14 protein-coding genes are annotated in these 24176 nt (G+C 56.6%); 7 read left to right on the top strand and 7 right to left on the bottom strand.

Going from position 1 to position 24176, the window contains the following annotated elements; genetic code table 11:
* Positions 1–44: 44 nt before the first annotated feature.
* The gene (locus Pla52nx_RS02580; RefSeq protein ID WP_146518137.1) at positions 45–1187 is read left to right on the top strand and encodes a succinylglutamate desuccinylase/aspartoacylase family protein; all 1143 of its coding nucleotides are present in this window, start codon (positions 45–47) and stop codon (positions 1185–1187) included.
* A gap of 243 nt (positions 1188–1430) precedes the next feature.
* Here Pla52nx_RS02580 and Pla52nx_RS02575 read toward each other — a convergent pair whose 3' ends face one another.
* Positions 1431–3341 carry an AAA domain-containing protein gene (locus Pla52nx_RS02575; protein WP_146518136.1) on the bottom strand — a complete coding sequence of 637 codons (1911 nt, stop codon included), beginning with the start codon at positions 3339–3341 and terminating at the stop codon, positions 1431–1433.
* Between Pla52nx_RS02575 and Pla52nx_RS02570 the strand changes: the two genes are divergently transcribed.
* Together Pla52nx_RS02570 and Pla52nx_RS02565 are read left to right on the top strand one after the other, a co-directional pair.
* Positions 3340–3666 carry a DUF1294 domain-containing protein gene (locus Pla52nx_RS02570; protein ID WP_146518135.1) on the top strand — a complete coding sequence of 109 codons (327 nt, stop codon included), beginning with the start codon at positions 3340–3342 and terminating at the stop codon, positions 3664–3666. The genes Pla52nx_RS02575 and Pla52nx_RS02570 overlap by 2 nt on opposite strands.
* 6 nt (positions 3667–3672) lie before the next feature.
* Entirely contained in the window at positions 3673–4647 is a 975-nt protein-coding gene (locus tag Pla52nx_RS02565; RefSeq protein ID WP_146518134.1) for a serine/threonine protein kinase, read from the top strand.
* A 33-nt stretch (positions 4648–4680) separates the two neighbouring features.
* On the opposite strand, the gene yaaA is transcribed toward Pla52nx_RS02565, so the two are convergent.
* Entirely contained in the window at positions 4681–5463 is a 783-nt protein-coding gene (gene yaaA / locus Pla52nx_RS02560; protein ID WP_146518133.1) for a peroxide stress protein YaaA, read from the bottom strand.
* A gap of 170 nt (positions 5464–5633) precedes the next feature.
* On the opposite strand from yaaA, the gene Pla52nx_RS02555 reads away from it, so the two are divergent.
* Positions 5634–7283, top strand: coding sequence for a sulfatase family protein (locus Pla52nx_RS02555; protein ID WP_146518132.1), 1650 nt, complete (start codon positions 5634–5636; stop codon positions 7281–7283).
* A 42-nt stretch (positions 7284–7325) separates the two neighbouring features.
* Here the strand turns inward: Pla52nx_RS02555 and Pla52nx_RS02550 are convergent, their stop codons facing one another.
* From Pla52nx_RS02550 to Pla52nx_RS02535, 4 genes are all read right to left on the bottom strand, one after another.
* Positions 7326–10592, bottom strand: coding sequence for a peroxidase family protein (locus tag Pla52nx_RS02550; protein ID WP_146518131.1), 3267 nt, complete (start codon positions 10590–10592; stop codon positions 7326–7328).
* 257 nt (positions 10593–10849) lie between these two features.
* Entirely contained in the window at positions 10850–13486 is a 2637-nt protein-coding gene (locus tag Pla52nx_RS02545) for a DNA gyrase subunit B (RefSeq protein WP_146518130.1), read from the bottom strand.
* A gap of 150 nt (positions 13487–13636) precedes the next feature.
* Entirely contained in the window at positions 13637–14101 is a 465-nt protein-coding gene (gene rnhA / locus Pla52nx_RS02540; RefSeq protein WP_146518129.1) for a ribonuclease HI, read from the bottom strand.
* A 133-nt stretch (positions 14102–14234) separates the two neighbouring features.
* Positions 14235–16211 carry a sensor histidine kinase gene (locus Pla52nx_RS02535; protein WP_146518128.1) on the bottom strand — a complete coding sequence of 659 codons (1977 nt, stop codon included), beginning with the start codon at positions 16209–16211 and terminating at the stop codon, positions 14235–14237.
* Between the two features lie 647 nt (positions 16212–16858).
* Between Pla52nx_RS02535 and Pla52nx_RS02530 the strand changes: the two genes are divergently transcribed.
* The 3 genes from Pla52nx_RS02530 (at position 16859) to Pla52nx_RS02520 (ending at position 20697) form a co-directional block, all read left to right on the top strand.
* Complete coding sequence (locus Pla52nx_RS02530) at positions 16859–18388, top strand: SHD1 domain-containing protein (RefSeq protein ID WP_146518127.1); 1530 nt, start codon at positions 16859–16861, stop codon at positions 18386–18388.
* Between the two features lie 155 nt (positions 18389–18543).
* Positions 18544–19065 (top strand): GrpB family protein, encoded by a 522-nt coding sequence (locus Pla52nx_RS02525; RefSeq protein ID WP_231741663.1) that lies wholly within the window; start codon positions 18544–18546, stop codon positions 19063–19065.
* A 12-nt stretch (positions 19066–19077) separates the two neighbouring features.
* A complete protein-coding gene (locus Pla52nx_RS02520; RefSeq protein ID WP_146518125.1) occupies positions 19078–20697 on the top strand; it encodes a cation:proton antiporter in 1620 nt (539 codons plus the stop codon).
* 106 nt (positions 20698–20803) lie between these two features.
* Here Pla52nx_RS02520 and Pla52nx_RS02515 read toward each other — a convergent pair whose 3' ends face one another.
* Positions 20804–24163, bottom strand: coding sequence for a GEVED domain-containing protein (locus tag Pla52nx_RS02515; protein ID WP_197454230.1), 3360 nt, complete (start codon positions 24161–24163; stop codon positions 20804–20806).
* Positions 24164–24176 lie beyond the last annotated feature (13 nt).

The raw sequence follows: 24176 nt of genomic DNA, 5'->3' as shown, positions 1-24176 counted from the left end.
CCCGCAGCACGAATGGTCTGCAAAGTTTAGTTTTAGGGTCAGCAATGCTAGACGAGAACCATTCTGACGAAATCGCGAACTTTGAAAGCACAGTTGATAAAAGCATCCCCGGCACAGCCTCGACGCCCGAGGATGAGCCCTGGTTTGGAAATCACGTCCAGCCGGGCAGCTTCGTCAACACCGAACTGCTGATCACGGAAACCTACAGCAGTCGCAGCGTCTCCGTCCCGATCCAAGTCCGCCGCGGGATCGAGCCCGGCCCCACGCTGTTCGTTTGTGCGGCGCTGCACGGCGATGAAATCAACGGCACCGGCGCAATCCGGACCCTCTTGGGAGACGCCAACTGGACGCTCCGACGCGGAACGTTGCTGCTGATCCCCATCCTCAATGTGCTCGGCTTTGAGCGACACTCGCGGTACTTGCCCGACCGCCGCGATCTCAATCGTTGCTTCCCCGGTTCCGACTCGGGCAGCATGGCTTCGCGGATGGCACGGGTGATCTTTGACGCGTTGGTGCGCCGCTGCGACTATGGCATCGACTTGCACACCGCTGCGGTGCGGAGGACCAATTTTCCGAACGTCCGTGCCGACATTCGCAAACCGGAATGCATGCGAATTGCCAAAGCGTTTGGTTCGGGAATCATCTTGGCCGGCTCCGGTCCTCAGGGTTCCTTTCGACGGGAGGCCACCCGCGCGGGGTGCCCGACCATCGTTGTGGAAGGCGGCGAGGTATGGAAAGTCGAGCCGTCGGTCGCGGAATGCATGACACGTGGCGTGCTGAACGTCCTGAAGGAACTCGAGATGATCGATGGCAAACCCGAGGTCCCCGAGAACCAAGCGATGATCAAACAGACCAAGTGGATCCGAGCCGAACGAGGCGGCTTCGTCGCCATGCATGTTGCCCCCGGTGACATCGTCGTTAAAGGCCAACCCATTGCCACCAACAGCAGCTTGCTCTCCGAAGATCAAAACCGTTTGGTCGCTCCATTCACCGGCATCGTGATCGGCATGTCCACTTTGCCTGCCGTGCAACCCGGCGAGCCGATCGTCCATCTCGGACGCTTGCCCAATCCAAAGTCCGCCAAACGTCACGAGTCCCAAGTCGAGTGTGACGATGTCCAACGCACCGCCCACGAACACTTGGCCACCGGCATCCAGGTGACCGAAGCCTTTGACATTGAGTTTTGATGCCTAGCCCGGATGATTCATTACCCGACGCGTCAGCGAGGGATACTCGCTAAATCCCTCGCTTACACGTCGGGTTATGAAAAACAATCTGCATTTCCCAACGATGTCACAACTCATTGTCAATGAATCTGTTTGCGCTAAAATCAAACATCCGCATGAATGATCCAGGCTAGGCGAGGTGGTGTTCGCCGGAGATCCTCAGCGATGAGAATTCTGGCGAATCCCACGACAAAGTGATTCATCCTACGTCACGTCCACGTACTCCCAGACGCTGCGGTAGGATTCCTGGCTCTCAAAGTACTCGAGCATCCTGGCGTAGAAAGCGTTGTTGCCCAGTGTGGCACTGTCGCCGATCACGATCAGTTTCCGTTTTGCACGTGTCAGCGCGACATTGGTGCGTCGCGTGTCGCCCAAGAAACCGATTTCGCCGATCGTGTTGCTGCGGACAAACGTGATGATCACCACTTCCTTTTCTCGTCCCTGAAATCCGTCCACCGTGTCGACTTCCAGGCCGGAGACGTCCAACCGATTTCGCAACAGACGCACTTGCGCGGCATACGGTGCGATGATCGCAATCTGACGTGGTTTGATTCCGGATTCCATCAACTCGCGAACCAAGTGCAGCACCACTTTGGCTTCGCCCCGATTCAACTTGCTCTCGCCGTCCGGTTCGAGCTGTTCATCGAAACCCGCGCCCGCCGTGTCGATCAACTCCAGCGGCTCGCTGGTCAGTGGCGTTTCAATCACATCAGGCAAATCACACAAGCGATGTTTGCGAACCGACACATCGGCGATCAGTTCACCGTCATAAAACTCTCGCGAACTGAACTCCATGATCGACTCGTGCATTCGATACTGCACCGTCAAGCGACGGAACAACGTGTCGCCGTGTTTTAGGATCAATCGTTGCATCATCGAATCACGCATGCCTTCGCGTGCAGCGACGTCGCTCAGCACGGTGGGTGGCAATTGACAGTGGTCGCCCGCCATGACGACTTGATCGGCCCGCAAGAGAGCCTGCCAGACGCTCGACTCGGTGCACTGACAGGCTTCGTCGATCACCACCAAATCAAATGGACAATCGCCCAACAAGTCTTCGTCGATGGTCGTGGTCGTGCAAATCACGTCGGCGGACTCGATGAGGTGACGCACGATCGATTTTTCCAGCGCTCGGATCTGGCCACGCAACTGACCGGCTTCGGCATACATCTGCGCCCGCTTTCGTCCTCCCTCGCGTCCGGGTTGAAACTTCGACGCCGCGCGGATCAACTGATCGACTTCGCGTCGCATGTCACGGATCACATCGGTCGACGGGTCGGCGTCCACCAGTTCGTCCAAAGTGTGTCCTCGCAGGGCCTCGAAGACGCGGGCCGGGTGCCCCACTCGCAACACGCCCGGCAACATCGACACGAGTCGCTCGAGCAAGTTGTCCACGGCGGTGTTGCTTGGCGCGCAGGCCAGCACGCGTTGGCCACGCTTGACGGCCTGATAGATGATTTCGGCGAGCGTTGTGGTTTTGCCGGTTCCCGGCGGTCCATGCAAAATGGCCAAATCGGGCGATGCGAGCGCGAACCGGACGGCGGCCTGTTGCGGCGGATTGAGTTGCGACAAAAAGGTCACGTCGGCTGTTTTTTTGGGCTCTCGAAACGGGCGAACGTTCAAGATCATGTCACGCAGGATGCCACTGCGTCCCTTGGCCATCCGCGCCCTCGCGATCGTCGCCAGTTGTCGCCGCCGCGTGGTTTCGTCGGGCGACAAGTCCAATCGCAAGCGGCTTGCCTCGGGCCAGCGATCGGTGGCGACTTGGATCACGTTATGCTTGCGTTTGCTGACAACGCCTGGGACGCCGGGATCGTTGACGTCGTCGTTGTCCGAGAGCACCACCGGCGAACCGACTTTCAGTCGATTCATGGGCAACGGCTGCCCGCTGAGTTTGACCAAATCGATCAGCAACCGACCGGCCAGTCCGGTGCGGTGATCTTGGATTTCCAGCTGCACGATCGTTTCGCCGGTCGCTTCGGCATCACGCTGAGCCTGAATTTGCCGTCGGCGAGCCATCCGCTCGCGTTCTGCGTCCCCCTCCAGTTCCAACCAACGCTCCAGTCGGTCAAAGTAGTGGTCGGGCGAAAGTGTGTCGATCGGAGGGGCCGGCATGAGCTTGGTTTACGACTGCGAGCAACGAAACGGACAAATCAGTATGATATGGGCTTACGCTCTCTGGACGATTGCTGCCAGCGTCGTGACGGCGGCAATGTATGCCTGGGACAAACGCGCCGCCAGCCGTGCAAAACAACGCATCGCCGAACGAACGCTGCTGATTGCCAGCGCCGTGGGCGGTTGGCCGGGGGCACTGATTTGCGGTCGGTACATCCGACACAAAACCGCCAAACTTTCCTATCGAATCAAGTTCTTCGTCGCTATGGTGGTGCATCTCGCTCTCAGCGGGGCACTGTGGCAACTGTTGATAAAAGGGGCGTGAAACGCCATGCAGAGCGAACCGACAATCATCCTGTCCGCCACCGACCCGGATCTGCCCAACAAGATCCCCAGCGGAATCGACCGGTACACCGGTCTGCGAGAAATCGCTCGCGGCGGCAACGGGCTGCTACGATCCGCCTTTGATCCCGTGACAGGACGCACTGTCGCCATCAAATCCGTCTTGCCCCCGTTGACCAACGATGTCAACGAACGCAGACGCCTGCTGCGTGAAGCACGGGTGACGGCTCAGTTGCAGCACCCCAACACGGTCCCCGTCTACGACATCGGACGGGATTTGCTCGAAGGCGTTTACTTTGTGATGAAACGCATCAGCGGCGAAAACCTGTTTCAGGTCCTGAAACGGATCGCACGCAAAGATGAAGCGACCGCCAAAGCATTCCCCATCCCCAAACGAATCGACATCATCGAGGGCGCCTGCCAAGCACTCGCGTACGCCCACGCCCGCGGCGTGATCCATCGAGACGTCAAACCGGAAAACATCTGGGTCGGGAATTTCGGCGAAGTCTACCTGCTGGACTGGGGTGTCGCCAAAGTCTGGGGGCACGTCGATGACCAAACCGTGATCCGACAGGACAGGATCGCCACACGAGACCCCGGGGAACAACTGCAAACACTCACCGGTGGCGGCCAGCGTCCCGGGACCCCACTGTACATGTCGCCCGAACAAGTTCGAGGCAATCGCGGCTTGGACGAACGAAGCGATGTTTTCAACGTCGGCGTGTGCCTCTACGAAGCACTCGTGATTCGAGAACCGTTTCGCGGGACACATCTCGATGAAACCTTTGACAACATTCTCAACAAAGATGTCACCCCGCCCAGCGAGGCCGCTCCAGAAATCGGCATTCCTAAAACGGCAGACGCTGTGGTGATGCGGGCGTTGGAAAAACAACCTGCAAAGCGATTCCAGTCGATGCGTGAGATGATCGATGCGATTCAGTCGATCTTTCCGCAAACCGTCTGATTCAAACGCTGGTGCCGAGATGCGGATTATTGATCAGCCGGTACGCAAGAAAACCGGCGCGTTCTCTGTCGATGACGCTTCGTCATAGGTGTAGCCGTCTTCGGCAAAGCTCACCAGTTTCTTAAGCGTCTTGACCTTGTGTTTGATCACCCAAGCCGCCATGGTTCCCCGTGCTTTCTTGGCAAAGAAACTCAACACTTTGTACTTGCCGTTGCTGAAATCCTTGAACACCGGCGCGACCACTGATGCATTCAATTCGCCCGCACGCACGCTGCGGAAATATTCGTTGGACGCCAAGTTGAGTAGCAGCGGTGTCTTCGTCGCGGCCAATTGGGCGTTCAGCTCATCCGTGATGCGAGATCCCCAAAACGCATAGAGATCTTTGCCACGTTTCGTTTTCAGGGTCGTTCCCATTTCCAAACGATAGGGCAGCATCCGGTCCAACGGACGCAGGATGCCATACATTCCCGAGAGAATCCGCAGGTGGTCTTGCGCGTGGAGCAACTGTTTTGGGGTCATCTCGTCGGCTTTGAGCCCAAGATAAACGTCGCCTTTGAAGGCCATCACGGCGGGACGTGAGCCATCATCGTTTGCGGATTGATGAGCCGATGCATCCCAGTCTTGGAATCGCTGGTGATTTTGCTCGGCCAGCTTGTCGCTGATGGACATCATGCGTTTCAACTGTGCAGGCGACTTGGACTTGAGCACATCGGCCAACTGCGCCGCGTCGTCCAGCAGCCGCGGTACGGTGCACTCGGGCACCGAAACCCGCGATTCGAAATCCAAGGTCTTGGCGGGTGAAACGACAATCAACATGTTGCTAAGGAATCCACGGGACGAGGTTGATCAGTTGTGGATATCGTACGAGCCCTGTCAATTCCTTTCGACCCGCCTTTCGCGTTTCGCACATGTGATCACCTGGTACTGACCACGTTGAGTATGATAGGGAGGATTTCGTTCTCGATCCTCGATGCTTTGGATGCACCATGAATAGCCCAGCGCTATCCTCGTTGATTCTTCTATTCGCTTGGAATACTTGCATCCAAGCCGCTCAAACCGCAGAAGATTCGAATCCGCGGCCCAATATCGTGATGGCGTTCGCCGATGACTGGGGCCAATACGCGGGGGTCTATGCGAAGCTGAAACCCGGTGGCCCCAGCGACGCTGCAAAGACACCGGTGTTCGACCAAGTCGCAGCGGAAGGCGTCTTGTTCACGCGAGCGTTCGTCAGCGCTCCATCGTGCACACCCTGCCGCAGTTCCCTGTTATCCGGCCAGCATTTCTGGCGATGCGGTCGAGCATCTATCCTGCAGGGCGCGATTTGGGACTTTTCCATCCCCGCCTATCCGATGATGTTGCAGGGTGACGGCTATCGCATCGGGCACACCTACAAGGTCTGGAGCCCCGGCACTCCGGCCAACGCGCCGCACGGCGGTGCCGAGCGAGCATTCAACAAACACGGCGGTCGCTTCAACGGATTTTCGCAGAACGCGATGGGAGCGAAGAACCCCGAGCAGGGCAAGGCGGCTTTGCTGGACGAGATACGCCAAAACATCCGCTCGTTCTTGGATGCCGATGATGACTCGCGACTCGACGGCGACCAACCCTTCTGCTACTGGTTGGGTCCGACGAATGTTCACCGCAAGTGGATCGCGGGCAGCGGCAAGAAACTTTGGGGCATTGATCCGGATTCTCTCAAAGGCAAGTTGCCACCATTCTTGCCCGACGTTGATGTCGTCCGCGAGGACTTTGCCGACTACTTGGGCGAAGTCGCAGCGTTCGACGCTGGGCTGGGTGTGCTGATCGAAGAACTCAAGCGAATCGGCCAGTACGACAATACGATCTTGGTCGTCAGCGGTGACCACGGCATCCCCGGTGTCACGCGGGGAAAATGCAACCTGTACGACTTGGGCACTCAGGTTCCGCTCGCGATTCGATGGCCGGCCGGGATTCAGACGCCGGGACGCGTGGTCGACGACTTCGTCACGCTGCCTGATTTGGCACCCACGTTCTTAGAAGCCGCCGGTGTGAAACCGACGGACAACATGACGGCGCGATCGTTGATCAACGTCTTGAAAAGCGACCAAAGCGGAACCGTAGACGCCGAGAGGGATGCGGTGTTCTTTGGACGGGAACGTCACGTTGCCGCCGCTCGCACGGATTTCAAACCCTATCCCCAACGTGGCATTCGCACCGATCAGTATCTGTACGTGATCAACTTTGAACCGGAACGTTGGCCGATGGGGACCGGCCCTGGACTCGGGAAACCGGAGGGACCGATGCCGTCCTACGAAGACCTGCGAGAAAATACCTTCGCAGCATTCGGCGACATGGACGCCAGTCCGACGAAGGCTTGGGTGGCGACCCGGCGAGACGAAGACCCCAAGTCATTCGATTACGCCTTCGGTCGTCCGCCCGAGTTTGAGCTGTACGACATCAAAGCCGATCCGCATTGTTTAGAAAACCTCGCAGGCGATCCCAAATCGCAGGATGTTCGCAGCCGACTTCATGACCGTCTGATGGGTGAATTGAAATCCACCGGCGATCCTCGTGTCACCGACGATCCGATTTTCGAATCGGCGCCCTTCACCGACGCGTTCACAAAACCGCCAGCGGGCAAGAAACGCAAACGCTGACCCGGTTGGGGCACACTGAGCTGTCAGAAGGATGAACCACCCTCATGACCACAGCGATCCTGACTTGGATCGAAAGTACTCGATCCAGGAGCCAGGCTTCCACCAATTGGAATCGTGATGGTGTGATGCAAAGTGATGCTTCCAGCGATGCTTGCGATTGTGATCCTGGGAGTCCCCGTCGTTGTCGTCACCGGTGTCTTTGTCCTCGGCATAAGTGATCGTTGCGTCCTCCGCATCACGGAGGATCAGTTCGGTCTGCTTGGACACGTGAATGTCCACGTCGTCAACGGAGGATCCTCCATCGACATCCACCAAACTCGCGGCAGGTGCATCGACGGTGATTCGATCGATCCCGTTGCCGCCAGTCAGTCGGATTTCACTCTCGGAACTGGCGGTTACCGAAAGCGTATCGTCACCGTCGTCGCCGGATGCAAAGACGGATGCGACATCACTTTGGATGACCCACCGGTCGTTTCCGCCGAGCCCATAGCCTTCAAAGAATTCGATATCGGCAGTGACGATGAACTCATCCACGCCGAGCTCAGCCTGCGGTACGGGAACGAGTGCGTTAGGAATAAAGAATCCGTCGCTGTTCTCGTTGATCCCAGCAACGACAACCGCGTTGACCGGCGTGTCACGCTGGACGGGAATGGTTTCGGTTCGATCATCCGGATCTCGCACGCCCTGCTGGCCAAAAAAGACCACTTCCGCGCCGCCGTTGTCACCGAAATCGCGAATCAACCATTCATTGTCCAAGCCGTTCCGAAACACCAAGGTGTCAGGCGTCCAGAAAACTTCCGATTGAACCTCCGCATTCGTATTTCGCGTGATGATGTCGGACAGTCGAGTCGATTTGATCTCTGCGATTTGGCTATCGGACATCTGGTTTTCAAAGTAGAAACGATCACCGTTTCTCAATCGTGTGAATTGATCCACCATGATCGCGTGAATCGTTTCACCGACGCTGGAACCCGGCACATGGTCCTCCGCGATCATCGCAACCCACGGATCGGCGTTGTCGGGAGATCCGTAGATCGACTCCAGTTTCGCAGCGACGTCTTCGTTGGTCATGATTTCATAGAAGCTCTCGACACGACCGAGTCCGATGCTTTGGCGAATCGTGTTGTAGTCGGCGAGCCCATGATCACGACCTCGCTGAATGTTGCGGGCTACCAAGTCAAAACCGTCTGGTCCGTCGTTGAGTGCATTTCGCAAACCATCGACCACCAGCAAGTCCACCTCTTGCATCTTTTGTCGCGTGATTCCTTCCAGGATGCCGTCGATGCCGTTCTCCATCACGAACCTCGGGTTAGAGAACGCTTCGGCGAGCGTGATCGTGTTGCCGTCGCGATCAACAATCAGTTGATCTGCCAGGGTGGAGTGCCCCAAGCGGAACGCTGCGGTCGCGAACTCGTTGCTGATCTGGGGATTGACCGTGGAGTCATAGCCCTGATACGTCTCGATGGCGCTGAAACCGAGTGTGCTCGGCAAGAATTCGTTGTAGGTGATGTGCTGGATCAATCCGGAGACGTATTGACGAGCACGCTGAAAGATTTCTTCGTCGACCGCAGGGTCATCCAAGTCACGATCAGCGAATTCTGTTGCCGCCAATTCGTCAGCAATGCGGTTGTGCTCTCGCAGGAACAAAGTTTGCATTGCCGTCAACTCGATGTTTTCGTTCACTCGAACATCACCGGCGACGAAGAACTCTGGCGTAGGAGGCGCGGCATTGGGTAAGCCGACATGATTGGGTGGTAACAGTTCACCGTGCTCTGTTTCGATGGACCACATCCGCCCACCGGAAAGTTGCCGGAGGACGGAGGCACGACCTTCCTCGTCGCCATACACCATGCTGCCATCAATGAATGCGGTGATGTGGTTGATTTGCTCCCGTGGAGAATCCACTCCCGTGCTCAAATCGTAGGCTGATCGATTGAAGGCGAATTGGTCGTTGATGTCGAACGATTCAACCGGCAGGCTTCGATCCAGTGAGAACGAACGAGTGATGTCGTGATCGATGAATTGTCCCCATTGAAACCACACCGACGAGATGAAACGATCGTTCTCGACCGATTCGGTTTGACTGGAGAGTTGATCACTGATGGAGCGGCCGTCTGGTTGATCCTGCCTTGCTGGTTGGTTCAGGCCGTCCGCGTATGCCGGATCAGCGAGTCGCAAAAACTGGTCGCCCGATGTTCCCCATTGTTGGTTTTCCAGATTGTTTCCCTTGCCGTCCATCCGAGCGACTTCGCCGATCGTGGAGAATCCGTACTGCAAGAATCCATTCGCGTGCAACTGCTGAGTCTGCCGAAACCCGGGCAAGATCCCCAGATCGGCGGTCCAGGTGCCGGTCGAGAACACACGGGCGTCTTCCGTTTCCATGGAGACACCGTCGAGCAAGACCTTGTCGACGATCAGGTTTCGATCGTACCCTGCGGCTTCGTCGTAAAGATCATTCTCGAACACGACTCGCACGTCAGAAAATGAGACGTTTGGGTCGATCTCCAGTTGATACGTCTGCATCTCCGTGGTGGCTTGAAAGGTCCCGAGTTTCTCACCGGCGACTTCAACGGAAAAGATCTCTTCGCCGGTGGCTCCCGCCGCGATGACGGAGAGTTGCAGGACGTGTCGATAGTCGCGGCGAGTGGTGGCGTCGATTGCCACCGCGGTTTCAATCTTGCCAACTTGTCTTTCCAGCTCCCAATCGCCGCCTTGCTGTTGGTTTCCTGTCAGATCAATCGACGCAGCAACATCGGCTCCGGTCAATGCGGCAAGTCGCTGGATGAAGTCTGCTCCCGCCGTGCCTTTGCCGGTCTCGCAGGAATAGATCAGGATGTCTGCATCTGATGACAGGCTGTCACGCCATTGATTCAGTTGCGAGTGTTCTTTCTGGAGTGTCGACTCGTTGACTCGCTGGTTGCCCAGTTGAATCTCTCCTGATCGACCGTGAGCGAACAGATGAATGGAGCGGATTTCACGATGTGACTGCAGTATCTGTGTGATCTGTTGCAGCCCTGGTTGTTCGGGATTCAGGAAAACGATTTCAGCGTGGGGAGAAATCCCGCTCGTGAGTTGTTCGACGTCAGAGATGCTCGGATCGATGATGACCAGATCACCGGACCCGAATTCTGAGTGAGTCTGTTCAGCGATGTCTGTCGAAACGCACGCGGGAGTGGTTTCGCCTGAGCAGGACGATGCGATGGCCGGGGCCACGTCGCCAGCCAACATCATTCGGGCTTCGAGTGCGGAGACGCTCCAGGGCGACTTTTGAGTCGGTTGACGTTTGGACGAGTTCTTAGGTGATGACATCGTGGTGCTGTACCGGTGGATCGAAGAGCTGTCGAAACAGTGCAGGGCGAGACGAAACGCCTGAAATGTTTGGAGGCGACTGACACTCACAAAGACGTGTCATGCGATCGGAGGAACAGGTCGCCCAAGTCAGATGCGCTCATTCAGCGCGACTCGGGGACAGACCAAAGGATGATCAAGTCGTCAAAGACGACTGAACTCGAACGGTTATGAGGGAGAAAGCGACATACCGGATGTCGCTTGCGAGCAGATTTCGCTCAGACGTCCAGATTTCGCACATCCAAGGCGTGCTTCTCGATGAACTCTCGACGCGGTTCTACTTTGTCGCCCATCAGCAGGCGGAACATTTCGTCGGCCGCGCCTGCGTCCTTGAGGTTGACTTTGACGAGCGTTCGATTGGCCGGGTCGAGGGTCGTCTCACGAAGCTCCTCGGCGTTCATTTCGCCCAGGCCTTTGAAGCGAGTGACGGACAATCCTTTTTCGCCCGCCGCGCGGACTTCCGGCAGCAACTCACGCAGGTCGACCAGTGAGCGACGAATGTCTTCGCCCCGGATCAACTCGAATCGCGGCGTCGTCATCCCGGTTCGATCCGCGGGAATCAGGTCGTCGACACTGAAACCGATTTCTGCGAGATCCTCGATACCGCTATTGATCGTGCGGACTTCGTGTAACTCGGCCAAGTGAGCGATTTCCTTGGCGGGTTCGGCGGGCGCTTCGGCTTTGGTTTCTTCGGCGGCTTCAGCTTGTGTGTCACCTTCCGTTTCACTGGCCTGCTCCTCTTTGCGGGCCTGCTCTTCTCTACGGGCCTGTTCTTCGATGATCCGCTCGCTGTCGAGCATCAGATTTCGAGCGCGCAGGTGCTTATCGACTTCGTCCTCTGTGTGGAACCAATGCTCCTCGTTGCCGTGGGTGAGCAGCAGTGCGGGCAACTTGTTGGCGACCGGATCGAGCCTCTGGGTGTGGATACGCAAGCTGACTCCGCGTCGTTCCAGTGCCACGATCGCGTCTTCCATGGACGCCAGCGTGATACACAGGCGTCGCATTTGGTCACCTTCGATCCGTCGACCGTCTTCGGCCTCGAACACGGTGTCGGCCAGACCGCGATCGAGCAACTGTGACTTCATCTCCTCTTCCGTTTGCACGTAGTATCGTGTCTTGCCGTGGGAGACACGGAACAGCGGCGGTTGAGCGACGAATACGTGTCCTTCGGCGACCAACTGATACATCTGGCGATAAAAGAAGCACAGCAGCAGAGTACGGATGTGACTGCCGTCGACGTCCGCGTCAGTCATGATGATGACTTTGTTGTAACGCCGTTTGGAGATGTCCTGATCGGCACCGATACCGGTCCCGATGGCTTGGATCATCGAGCGGACTTCCTCGTTGGCCAACACCTTGTCTTCGCGACTTTTGTAGGCATTGATGATCTTACCGCGGAGCGGCAGGATGGCTTGGTAGTCTCGCATCCGTCCGCCTTCGGCAGATCCACCTGCCGAGTCACCTTCCACGAGGTACAGTTCACAGCGTTCCATCTTTTTGCTGATACAGTCACGCAGTTTGCCGGGCAACCCGCCGCCGCCCAACGCATCCTTGCGTTTTCGGAGCAGGTCTTTGGCTTTACGAGCGGCTTCGCGAGCGTCGGCGGCCAACATGGCTTTGCGGACGATCGTCTTGGCCGACTTGGGGTTTTTCTCGAGGTACTCAGCAAGCGCTTCGCCGACGACGATGTTCATGATGCCTTCGACTTCGGCATTGGTGAGCTTGTTCTTCGTCTGGCTTTTGAAACTCGGTTCGGGAACGCGAACGCTGATGATCGCGGTGAGCCCTTCTTTGAAGTCATCGCCGGTGGGCGGATTGCCTTTAAAGAGGTTTTCTTTTTTGCCGTAGTGATTCAACGTCCGCGTCAGCGCGGCACGAAATCCGCTGACGTGCGTTCCGCCGTCTTCGGTGTGAATGTTGTTGACGTAGGACTGCACGCTTTCGGAGTACTCGGTCGTGTACTGCAGTGCGATCTCGTACTCGATGTCGTCGCGGCTACCCGCGAAAGAGATGATGTCGGGGTGCAACGGGTCGGAAGTACGGTTGAGGTGTTCGACGAATTCGACCACACCACGCTCGTAGCAGAAATCACCGCCTTCACCATTGCGTTCATCCAGGAACTTGATGCGCACACCGGAGTTCAGGAAAGCGAGTTCCTGGAGTCGTCGATTGAGCGTGTCGAAACTGAACTTGACGCTTGAGAAAATTTCAGCGTCCGGCTTGAACGTCGTCTTGGTACCGGTACGTTTGGTTTCACGTCCCTTGCGGACATCGCCCGTCGGCACGCCTCGCTTGTATTCTTGGTGCCAGGTGAATCCACCCCGGCTGACTTCCACCTCGGCCCATTGGCTGAGGAAGTTCACGACGGTGACGCCGACGCCGTGCAAACCGCCGGAAGTTTGGTAAGCCCCTTTTTGGAACTTGCCACCGAACTTCAGCACCGTCATCACGCCTTCAAGCGTGCTGAAATCACGTTCGTGTTCCGCGGAGAGTTGCTCGTGACGCTCGACGGGAATGCCTCGGCCGTCGTCCTCCACGGTGACGCTGCCGTCGTTATGCACGGTGACCGAGACGAACGTGGCGAACCCCGCCATGGCCTCGTCGATGGAGTTGTCGACGACTTCTGAAACGAGGTGGTGCAGACCACCGCGGTCAGTGTCGCCGACGTACATGCCCGGTCGCTCGCGGACGTGTTCGAGGTCGGAAAGGTGCTGCAGATCCTCCGAGTGGTACTCGGAGTTCGCGCTTTTGGCTTTGGCCACCGAGACAGGGGGAATTGTTTGCGACTCAGAGACGGGATGCCCAGATGAAGGATTCCCGACGGAGGAGGGATCAGAGGAGGGGACGTCGCTCATGGATGCCAACGATGGAGGCGAAAACAAGGGATCGCCACGGCAGGCGATGCTGAGGGATCAGTATAGCGATTGACGGGCTGATCCGCGACGTGGGTTGGCCCATTTGGAGACGGTTCGGGCACGAAAATTCCGGCGTTTTCTCGCGAAAACTCAAGCTTTTCCGTGGGGCAGGAACCTCTGGTACGCGGCGACCGCCAGTTCGTCGCAACGTTCGTTCTCCAGATGCCCAGCATGACCCTTGACATGCTCAAAATGAATCTTGTGGGTTTGCATCAATCGATCCAATTCTTGCCACAATTCGACGTTCTTGACTGGGACCAGTCTGGAGCCTTCCTTGCGCTTCCACCCGCGGCTTTTCCAGCCTGCCATCCACGACTTCATGCCCTGCAAGACGTAGGTGCTATCGGCATACAAGGTGACTTCGCAGGGCTCCGAAAGCGCTTTGAGGCCTTCGATCACGGCGCGAAGCTCCATCTGATTGTTGGTCGCTTCGGCTTGCCCACTACTGCGTTCAAGTTCCTTGTCCGTCTTGCAACATCGCAAGATGAACGCCCAGCCGCCCGGACCGGGATTGCCGCTGCATGCACCATCGGTAAAGAGTTGAACCTTCTTCATGACCGATGTTTTAACCCCTGCCCGGTGATCACGGAATCGGTTGTCTAAAACCGGTTGCCTGCAATTGGTTGCCTGCAATTGGTTGCCTGCAATTGGTTGCCTGGGCGTGAGATCACCCCGTGCAAGTTCTCTGTCATGATGCCGACGCCTGCGTCACGTCAACATCTGAATCCTCGGGCTCTGAATCCTCAGGCTCTGAGGCATCGCGATGGGAAGCATCGGGCTCTGATGCGTCGTCAGGATTGGCGGCTGTGTCGGACGACGTGTCTTTCGGCCCGGTCGGAATCGGGGTGGCCGTCGATGACTTTGGACTGGGCAACAAATGGGCAGGAGGCTGAGGCATCGGGATGCTCAAATCGAGCGTTGCTTGTTGACTCAACCTCCATGGCAAATCCACCCAGAACGTGCTGCCTCGCCCCAACTCACTCTCAAACGCCACTTCGCCACCCAACAACTTCGCCAACTCCTTGACGATCGAGAGACCAAGCCCGGTGCCGGCAAACTCTCTCGTGAGGCCTTCGCCATCAAGCACTTTGCGACTCTGACGAAACTTCTGAAAGATGATCGGCTGGTCTTCCGCGGCGATCCCCACTCCAGTGTCCGTGATCTGCAAGCGAAATCGTCCGTCGTGTAAATCGGCGACTCTGACCGTGATCATTCCGCCCTCGGGCGTGAACTTGATCGCGTTGCTGAGCAAGTTGTTGATGATCTGACCAAGCTTGTTGGGGTCCTGCGTCGCCTGCGGCAAGCCGTCCGGAATCTCCATCGACAACGAAATGTTTTTCTCTTCCGACAACGACTGAATCATATCGCACTGTGCCGCGACCAATCGCGAAAGATCAAATTCGCTGCGACGCACTTCCATCTTGCCCGCTTCCACTTTGGCAAGATCCAGGATGTCGTTGATCATTTCCAGCAGCAAGCGGCCGCTCTGCTGGATATTCCGTGCGTAGCGTCGCTGCTTTTCATTGAGCGAGTCGATGCCCTGCAAGACATCAGAAAACCCAATGATGCTGTTCAGCGGGGTACGCAGCTCGTGACTCATGTTGGCCAAAAAGTCGCTCTTGACCCGGTTGGCTTCATACAACTGCCAGTTCAGTTGAGCCAACTGGTCGACGCGTCCGTCCAGCTCATCGTTGTACTCTTGGATCTTTGCCTGAGACTCCGTCAAGTGACGTAGCATCCGATTGAAAGCGTCGGCAAGTTCCCTGAACTCGTCTTCGCTGTCGATCAACGCGCGTTGATTGGTGTCACCGTGCGTGATGGCGTCACTGACGTCGCGAAGGTGACTCAGAGGTTGCAACACCAGGTAGCGAACGATGTGATGCAAAACGAATAGCGTCACGGCGACGATCAACATGGCCAGCGCGATCACGATCGCGCGAATCCACGTCGTCGTCTTTTGCGTATCCTGGTACGGCATGCTGACACGTATGACTCGGAACGGCGCCCGCTCGGCTTGCTCGTAGGGATCCGTGCCGGCGGTCAGTGCTCCGATGCCGTCCTGCGGCGCGTGACAGGGGATGCAGGTGTTCTTGGGAAAGATCGGCTTGTAGTAGATATACCGGTCGTCGACAGGCCCCAGATCGTCAAAGACCTGCGCGCCCGCCAAACCGATCCTGCTCATCGGCTCGTTCTCCGCCAAGTCCACCGGGTCCATCACATCACTGACTTCGGCGATACGCTGGGCCAACTGGTTTCGAAACATCGGTTCGAGGTTGCGAAGCAGTTGACGCTCGGCAGGATCCGTGGGCGGCTCCAAGGGCGGCAAGTTGTCAAACCGCATCGCATCACCCAAGCCCAATATTTCAAACTCGATGTCCTTCTTGAGCAACTCCTCTCGCAAGCTGGCCAATGTCTGTGACTTCATGTTCACCGCATCCTCGGATGCGTCACTCGACCAAATCGCATCGGAGTGAATCAGCATCAGTTCGGCCGCGCCATAGTCCTGCGCCCGCTGTCGTGTCGTGTTCTTGACCAATTCCTTGCCAAGCTTTTGCACGACAAAGAACGCACCGCACATCAGTACGGAGAGCGCAGAGCCAAAGAACAGCAAACACTTGCGTTCCAAGCTCATCGATGAGAACAGGCCTTGAATCAGCCGAAACATGAAATTCCCGAATTTAAAAAATGTGCGTTGAGCCATGCAGCGACCCGACGGAGGATCAACATGCATGCCCAACAGACGACGAGCCGAGCCATCAGCCGACAGACCGGACAGCCGGCAGATCGGAAAGCCGACAGACCGGACAGCCGATAGATCGGGGGCGTCCCATCGTCAATCCTAACGGCAAACAACGACTGGACGCAGTATCAACTCTCTGCAGAGCTCGACACGACGTTTTTTCCTACTGCGATTCTGAAGAACATCAACGGACACTCCAGAGGCTTGCTGGTGATCAGACGGAGCGAAAAACAGCCGCCACCCCTCTGTAGAACCATGCCTTGTCTCGTCTGTCTTACGAAAAAGGTCCGATTGTCAAGCTAAACGTAGAGGATTACCCAGTTTAACTGGTTGTGGCTGCATTTTTCGCGAACTAGCATTGATGTCTTGGGCAAAAGTGTTTGGGACGGCAGCGAGGTCTGAAAAGAGATTCCTGTTGGAAACACTCCTTCAAATGGGGAGCAAGTAGCTGTTCTATAATGCTTTGCAGCGTCACCGACGTTGCTGCTGCCGGAAACCAGTCCCACTCGAATTTCGATGAATAACAGAGCCGCAGGGGATGTCTGCGGAGGAGCCAAAAAATGAACCGCAAGGTGAAACCCTTATTTCGTTGGACACTTGTGCTGAGTCTGGTGGCCCTGCTGGGCATCAGTCCCGCAACAGCAGGCCACTTTCTGAAGCGTCTGCGTTGCCATCAACATGACCCCTGTGCCGACACCTGCACCGAAACCGTGCAGTACTGCCAGCCGGTCTGTCAGCCCACATGTGTACCGGTTTGCCCGCCCGCACCGGCTTGCAGCCCACAGCCGGTCTGTGGATGCGACACCGGTGTCGTCATCAGCTCCGATCCTATCATCAGTGTCACTCCCATGATCGAGTCGGCACCGATGGATGGCATGATCATCGACAGTGGAATCGTCGTGGAGCCGACCGAGACTTTCTCCGCGCCAAGTACCAACGACACGCCTGCCGAACCTGCGGTGAACGAGGCAGCGACGGACGAAGCACCACCGATGCCAGCGGAGCCAGAGCCCGCTGAGCCTACTCCCGCTGAGCCCGAGCCAGCCGACCCCAATCCACCGGCGCCTCCGGCACCCGTCGAGCCGGAGCCAGCACCGGCTGAGCCCACGCCTGCAGAACCTGCACCAGCTGAACCGGCTCCAGCGGCAGACCCATTCGGCGCGCCCGCAGAACCTACACCTGCTGAGCCCGCACCTGCTGCGGACCCATTCGGCGCACCTGCTGAACCTGCTCCCGCCGAACCGGATCCCTTTGGCGCTCCCGCTGAACCTACTCCCGCTGAACCTACTCCCGCTGAACCGGCACCGGCTGCTGACCCATTTGGAGCGCCCGCAGACCCAGCTCCCGCAGACGCGATGCCGGAAGCCGATCCGTTCGGTGCACCGGTCGAGCCTGAAACGCCCGCACCAGCGGCTGATCCGTTTGGCGCACCGACCGAACCAGCGCCGGCCGAACCAGCTCCCAGCGGCTTGGATGACCTGTTCGGCGGGGCGGACACGCCTGCTGCTGATGCACCGGCTGCCGAGGCACCTGCAGCCGACGCCGCGATGGATGATCTGTTCGGTGGTTCCGAGCCCGACGCGGTGACTGCCGGTGGAGCGGATGACTTGTTCGGTGATCCCGTACCTGCCACGGAGACACCTGCAGAGCCTGCTCCATCAGACGACATCTTCGGCGATCCGCCAGCGACCCCTGAGGAGCCCAAACCGGCGGACACCAACCTGGATGACTTGTTCGGTGCAGTAGATGCTGATGCTGACTATGTCGGCGAGTTGCCCGAGCCGCTTTCGATCGAACCGACTGCAGGTGATGTTGTGGTCGAAATGGACTCCGACGCGTTGCAGGTCGTCTCGGCGAAGCCTGCCCTGTCGGTCAATCCACTTAGCGAAACCCCGGTTCGCACTTGGATCGACAACACGGGCAGCTATCGCGTGGAAGGTCGCCTGATTGAAATCAATGCTGACAACGTTCGCTTGTTGAAAGACAACGGACGCACCTGCACCGTCCCCAACGATCGATTGTGCCCCGCCGACGAATCCTACGTCGATTCGGTTCGCGAGGAAGTCGAGTTGGTCAAGTTGACCTTGCTCAGCAGTAAGTAGTTCTTGAGTGGTCATCGAGCGGCTTGTCCGCTACGATCAACCTGTTGAACCATCGAACAGCGAGTCGGATGTGTTGCATCCGACTCGCTTTTTTTATGTACGTTTGAACTTTGTCGATGGGCATTCTGAATCACAACTCGGAGAGTGGTTATCGCATGTCTGATCGGATTCGATTGATGCACTACGATCCACGCTGGCGTCAAGAGTTTCAGCAGACTCGCAGCGGAATCCTTCATAGTTGCCTAGGCTGGGTCACGGACGTGCAACACATCGGTAGCACCGCCATCGAAGGCTTGGTTTCTCGGCCGGTGATCGACATGATCGCAGGGGTTTCCGACGACGAGAACGCTGAACGGGCCATTGCCGAGTCGAGTGACTTGATCGAAGGCCTCAATTTTCAACGCTCGCAGAGAGTCCTTTGGTCGTCGAGCGTCACCGTTCTGACCAAGCCACGTCATGCGGAGCCGACGCATCGGGTGTGGTTGACGACGATCAATAGTCTCCCCTGGCGGCAATGTCTGGCAATCCGAGATCACTTGAGATCCGATCGTGACGCCGCATTACGGTTCGAGGAAACGAAGGTTGATCGTTGGCGACAGGGGGCAGGCGATCCGGACCAATACGAAAGTGACAAAAGCATGTTCTTCACCCACCTACTGGATCAACTCGGGTTCTAGCCCTCCTTGCAAATGACTTTGTCACTTGTCCACGATCTGATGATCATCTTGTCGGCCGGGTTGACCGCGGCGCTGATCTGTCGTCGCTTGAATGTCTCGATCTTGATCGGTTACTTGCTGGTCGGGGCAATCATCGGTCGAGGCGTGTCGGGTTGGGTGCAGGACGAAGGGCATCAACTGGCCCACTTTGCAGAAGTGGGTGTCTTTTTCTTGTTGTTCTCAATTGGAATAGAGTTTTCGATTGACGATTTGAAACGCCTTGGCACCAGTTTCGTGATCGGAGGCGCGACACAGATGTTGCTGGTTGCCGGCCCCGTTGCAGCCGTATTGACTTGGCGAGGATTTACATGGCAATCGGCTGTACTGATGGCTTCGGCGTTTGCATTCAGTTCGACCGTGTTGGTGTTTCGAGCTTTGACCGAGTTCGGACATGCGCAGCGGTCGCATGGGCGACGGGCAATCGGGATTCTGCTGTTTCAAGATGCTGCGCTCGTACCACTGCTGTTGATGATTCCACTCTTGACTGGTGGCGAAGACACCGCGGGGCCTGTTGCCTTTGTCTCCTTGGCAGCCATCTCGTTGGCATTCATCATTTCCATCATCGGAATTCGATACCTTCTCGCCGAGTGGATCATTCCAATGTTCGCCAACTATCGCAGCAGCGAACTGGTCGTGTTGTTCACGATCGTATCTTTGGGTGGCGTAACACTTGCTGCCTATGCTGTCGGGCTTCCCGCTGCCGCAGGAGCTTTTGCCGCCGGTTTGATCTTCAACGGGAACCGCTGGTCGCATCAGATTGACGCCTTGGTACTTCCCTTTCGCGAAACTTTCGCGGCTGTCTTTTTTGTTGGCCTCGGATTGATCTTTGACCCCAGGTTGCTACTCAGCGAGCCACAGCTCATCCTTGTGATCGTGCCGGTAATCATCCTGCTAAAAGCCGTCACTGCGGCCATCGCCTTGAAACTCACCGGTTTGCCGACGCGACAAGCATTTGGGATGGGAATCGGACTCGCCCATGTTGGCGAGTTTGCTTTCGTTCTTGTCTTGCTCGGCGTGGATTCAGGCGTTCTAAGTGAGACCGACTATCATCGTGTGGTCGCCATTGCCATCGGGACGCTTGTACTGACACCGACGCTGATCAAGTTTGGCCTGAGATTGCAACACTCTGACCGAGAGGAGGAGCGCGGCAGCAATGGCCCACTGCAGCAAAATGATCGATGCCAAGCGATTGTCATCGGCGCCGGCCCGATAGGTCGCAGCATCGGTTCGCAACTAGAGACCCTTGGCAACGACGTGTGCATGGTCGACCTCAGCCCCATCAACCTGCATTCGTTTGCTCAACAAGGATTTCGAACAGTGGCGGGGGATGCGACCGACGAAGCCATTCTGGTGAGCGCTGGAGTCACCGAAGCCGCATTGGTGGTCGTTTGCATTCCCGATGATGGCGCGGCGACTCGAATCGTGAAAGCAGTTCGCCACCTCAATGCGGACTGTCGCGTGTTGGTTCGCTGTCGCTATCAAGACAGCGTCAAGAAACTCAGAAAGACTGGAGCTTCTGACATTGTGACCGAAGAAAGCGAGGCGGCGATCGCTCTGCTCCGCTTGCTGAAAGAAGAGTCTCGCAACCGGTAGTGGGAATGGCATCCCGAAGCGAAACCGCGGCTCATTGCCGACATCAGTCCGCAGTTTGTTTCATGCGACCTCAAAGAGTTCATTCGGTTTGTGGGGATGACTCATGTTAAACCACCACTAGCCCAGATACTGCATAGCCCACCCTTGACTCCAATCCTCGCTGAACCAGAACAGATCCTTCATCAGCAAAAACCAGATCAACTTGTTGCTGATAAGAGCGTTCGGCCACAGATTCTCGTGTCACCGAGGAATCGGTCGTGACGTTCCGAATCGCTGTGGGTAAGCCGTCGCTTCGGAACGATAGAGGGTCGTCGTTGGTTTTCCGATCTTGCTGATCCGTCAATGGTTGTTTTCGGTTTCCTGATGCAGAACTTTGAACTCGCTGAAATTCATTGATCGGAGACTCTCCGCTCGCACCACTTGCTGCTCTTGCCGCCAGATCGTTGATCACTCGCAGCGCATCCAAGGCGGTGATCAACCCATCTCGGTTGTGATCGAAGAAGACAACGGGAAATTCCTCCGCAGTGAGCGACGGATCCAAAATACTGGTGAGCCGACTCGAAAACGTCCGGCTGGCCAGTTCATTGATGATCCTTAGTGCATCCAATGCCGTCGCGACCCCGTCATTGTTCACGTCACTAGGCCGCAGAAAGTTGTGCCACATGAGTGGGGTGTCAAGGAGCAAAGACTCTGAACCTCCAGAGACACTATTCGTGGCCCGCAGTGACAAGCGACCATCGACAGAATCGAGTTCGACCAGCCGCCAATTGTCTGGATTGCCGACGCTCACTACGTCGTCACGATCGGCCACGATCGTGACCGATCCGCTTTGCGGCGACAAGGATGCAATTGATGAGGCGTCGAGGATCAATGAAAATGCGCCCCGCCCTGAAACATCAATCTGCTCGAAGTTCGAGATTCTGGTGATTGCCTTGGTGAAGTCAAGTGAGACTTGATCGCCCAGCAGATTCAGCTCGTTGTCGCCGGCCGCTCCGTCCAATCGATATTCGTGAGCAGGATCGAGCCCCGTCGAATAGTCGATCGCGAATGTGTCGTCATCATTGGAACCATCAATGACGACTTCACCGAGACTGTCGATGGGAATACGAAACAAATCCTGACCATCGGCACTCAGAACGAACTCGCCGGAAATCTCGGAGATGAAGGCATGATTCTTGGCCAGTTCAACTTCGATGGATGGCTGTGTGTTTCCGTCCAGAACAGTGATTGAGTAATCTTCTACTTCTCCGTCGCTTGCAATCCCTGTTGGGTTCAATCCACCGGCCGACGAGATTCGTAACCGAACAAAAGTGTTTCCCGTTAGAGAACCTGCAGGTATCAGAATGGGCAATTGATTGATACCGGGTTCCACATTGACGCTTGAGAGCACTTGTTCGCCCTCGTCATTCCAGTCTCCGTCATGATTGAAATCAATCCAGCCATCGACCTTTCCAATTTGATTTGCGGAAAGAGCTAGACTGGAAATGACATCGACATCGCTCGTGGAAACCAGGGATGAGAGAAACAGCAAGCCGTCTTCATCGGATTGAGCAAAATTGTCGTCGCCATTGGCACCCGATGTCGGTAATCCATTGTTCTCGCCATCAACGATTCCACCAAGTCTCAATTCTCCCACACCGTGCCTTGCGCCGTCGTCACTGCTGATCACGGGGTATGAGTTGACGAATCCCGACTGAATCGCAGTCGGCGCGTCTCCAAAATCAAGTACGGCCTCTGGTGAAACGACGGTCAATGTCATCGAAGCACTCACGCTACTGTCAGGTGCGTCGCGATTGATCACCTCGACGTCAAATTCAATCGTTCCCAAAAAATCGGTGGGAGGTGTTAACGAGATCGGCAGGGCCGCTGAATCTAGCGTCCAACTTGTGCCCAAAGCGTTGCTCGTTCCCGCCGAAAGAATTGTACCTGGGGGAAGATTGGTGATTTGCAATTCGTCAATTTGGCCACCACCTGAGACCGTCGACGTGATGGGAAGAGTGATACCGGCTCCCGATCTTCCAATAAAGACTTGGTCAGGCGTTATGATTCTCAGAAAGTCATCTTGGGTTGCCCCAATGTTGATCTGGCCTGTGTCAATCATTTCTGTATCGTCGGCGGAACTTGATGCGATCAGCCGACGTCCGTTGGAGGCTGTTGCCTCGGATTGTGAACTGTCCTTGCTGACCGATTCGGCAACAGCATTCAGCGTTGACGAGGCCTGAGCCCTTGAGCCGTACATGGCAAATCCGATTGCCGTGGAATCACTGATCGCCGACACACCGCTTTCAGAATCGTCTTTGGCGACCGAGTTTGCGACGGAATCTTGGAACGCATTCGCATCTGCCGTTGACCGCGAACTTGCTTGTGCATCACTTGTCGAACCACTGTCGGCTGCAGCAGACGCGTTCGAGTGACTGACACTGGTCGCATTTGCGGTTGACGACAGAGCTCCTCCTGCGAAAGCAAAACTATCCCAACGGGCATCGGCATTGACATTTGATCCAGATGCTGCCGAAGCGTCTGAAATGGATGAGTCCATGGAAATCGCTTTGGCGATGGACATGTCCTCTGAGTTTACGGAAGCGATGGAGTCAATCGACGCATGAGCCGTTGCCTGTGAGTCTCGCATCGCAGTCGCTGATGCGTTGGAGCGATCTGAACTGAACGCGGCGGCCATCGAACCATCATGTGCTGATGCGTTCGCTTTTGACTCCTCAAATGCGGTTGCCTCCGCGGACGAAGACTCAACCGCGTCGGCGATGGCCGAGGACCCTCGCGATGCCCTGGCCATCGCATTGGAATTGTCTGAGGCAAAGGCTCGGGCGACCGTCACTCCAAACAGATTGTCTACGCCAATACCTCCGAGCAACGTATCCGACTGCAGGAACTGCGAGACATCCGCGACACCGGTTGCCAGAACGCTTAGTCGCGACTCTCCCGTTTGCACGTTTGCACTGGCGAGGATGTCACCGCGAACGCTCCGTTCATCCACAATTTGAAAGTTAGCAACCACGTGGTTGGCGGTTCCAGAAACGGTGAACCGCAATACACCTGAATCTTGTGCGGTTGCATCACGCACAGTGAAGCCGATCGTAACGGTTGCGAATTGTCCCGGAAGCAAGTCCACCAGTGCTGTCGCCGAACTTGTGTTGACAGATAAGCTACCGCTTTTGCCAGCGGCGGCGGCGTACGAAAAACCAATAGATGCAAGTGACACGACCGGATCGCCGTCAACCGCTGCGTTGTGGAATTCCAAAGAACTGGAGCTCAAGTCATCATCCGCGTCGGTGCCGAATCCCGAAATGATATCCGATGCGATAACGCTCAACTCCGTTCCCAGTGGGATCTCGCCGATGAAAAAGTCCGTTGCAACCGGAGCCACCAACATCCGTCGGTTTTCAAGTGACTGCATGCACAGGTGTCGCTTGGAGCGACGAGAAACCGAATCAACACGTCTGCGTCTCATCGCTTGACTCCCT

Origin of the sequence: Stieleria varia (assembly GCF_038443385.1) — a bacterium.
In the GTDB taxonomy this organism is placed as follows: Bacteria; Planctomycetota; Planctomycetia; order Pirellulales; family Pirellulaceae; genus Stieleria; species Stieleria varia.
The sequence above is the reverse complement of the archived record's forward strand: the minus strand, read 5'-3'. Positions and strand labels throughout refer to the sequence as shown.

Coding starts and splice junctions, on each gene's coding strand:
- Pla52nx_RS02580 (WP_146518137.1), top strand. CDS start 45: ATGCTAGACGAGAACCATTCTGACGAAATCGCGAACTTTGAAAGCACA.
- Pla52nx_RS02570 (WP_146518135.1), top strand. CDS start 3,340: ATGAGCTTGGTTTACGACTGCGAGCAACGAAACGGACAAATCAGTATG.
- Pla52nx_RS02575 (WP_146518136.1), bottom strand. CDS start 3,341: ATGCCGGCCCCTCCGATCGACACACTTTCGCCCGACCACTACTTTGAC.
- Pla52nx_RS02565 (WP_146518134.1), top strand. CDS start 3,673: ATGCAGAGCGAACCGACAATCATCCTGTCCGCCACCGACCCGGATCTG.
- yaaA (WP_146518133.1), bottom strand. CDS start 5,463: ATGTTGATTGTCGTTTCACCCGCCAAGACCTTGGATTTCGAATCGCGG.
- Pla52nx_RS02555 (WP_146518132.1), top strand. CDS start 5,634: ATGAATAGCCCAGCGCTATCCTCGTTGATTCTTCTATTCGCTTGGAAT.
- Pla52nx_RS02550 (WP_146518131.1), bottom strand. CDS start 10,592: ATGTCATCACCTAAGAACTCGTCCAAACGTCAACCGACTCAAAAGTCG.
- Pla52nx_RS02545 (WP_146518130.1), bottom strand. CDS start 13,486: ATGAGCGACGTCCCCTCCTCTGATCCCTCCTCCGTCGGGAATCCTTCA.
- rnhA (WP_146518129.1), bottom strand. CDS start 14,101: ATGAAGAAGGTTCAACTCTTTACCGATGGTGCATGCAGCGGCAATCCC.
- Pla52nx_RS02535 (WP_146518128.1), bottom strand. CDS start 16,211: ATGTTTCGGCTGATTCAAGGCCTGTTCTCATCGATGAGCTTGGAACGC.
- Pla52nx_RS02525 (WP_231741663.1), top strand. CDS start 18,544: ATGTCTGATCGGATTCGATTGATGCACTACGATCCACGCTGGCGTCAA.
- Pla52nx_RS02520 (WP_146518125.1), top strand. CDS start 19,078: ATGACTTTGTCACTTGTCCACGATCTGATGATCATCTTGTCGGCCGGG.
- Pla52nx_RS02515 (WP_197454230.1), bottom strand. CDS start 24,163: ATGAGACGCAGACGTGTTGATTCGGTTTCTCGTCGCTCCAAGCGACAC.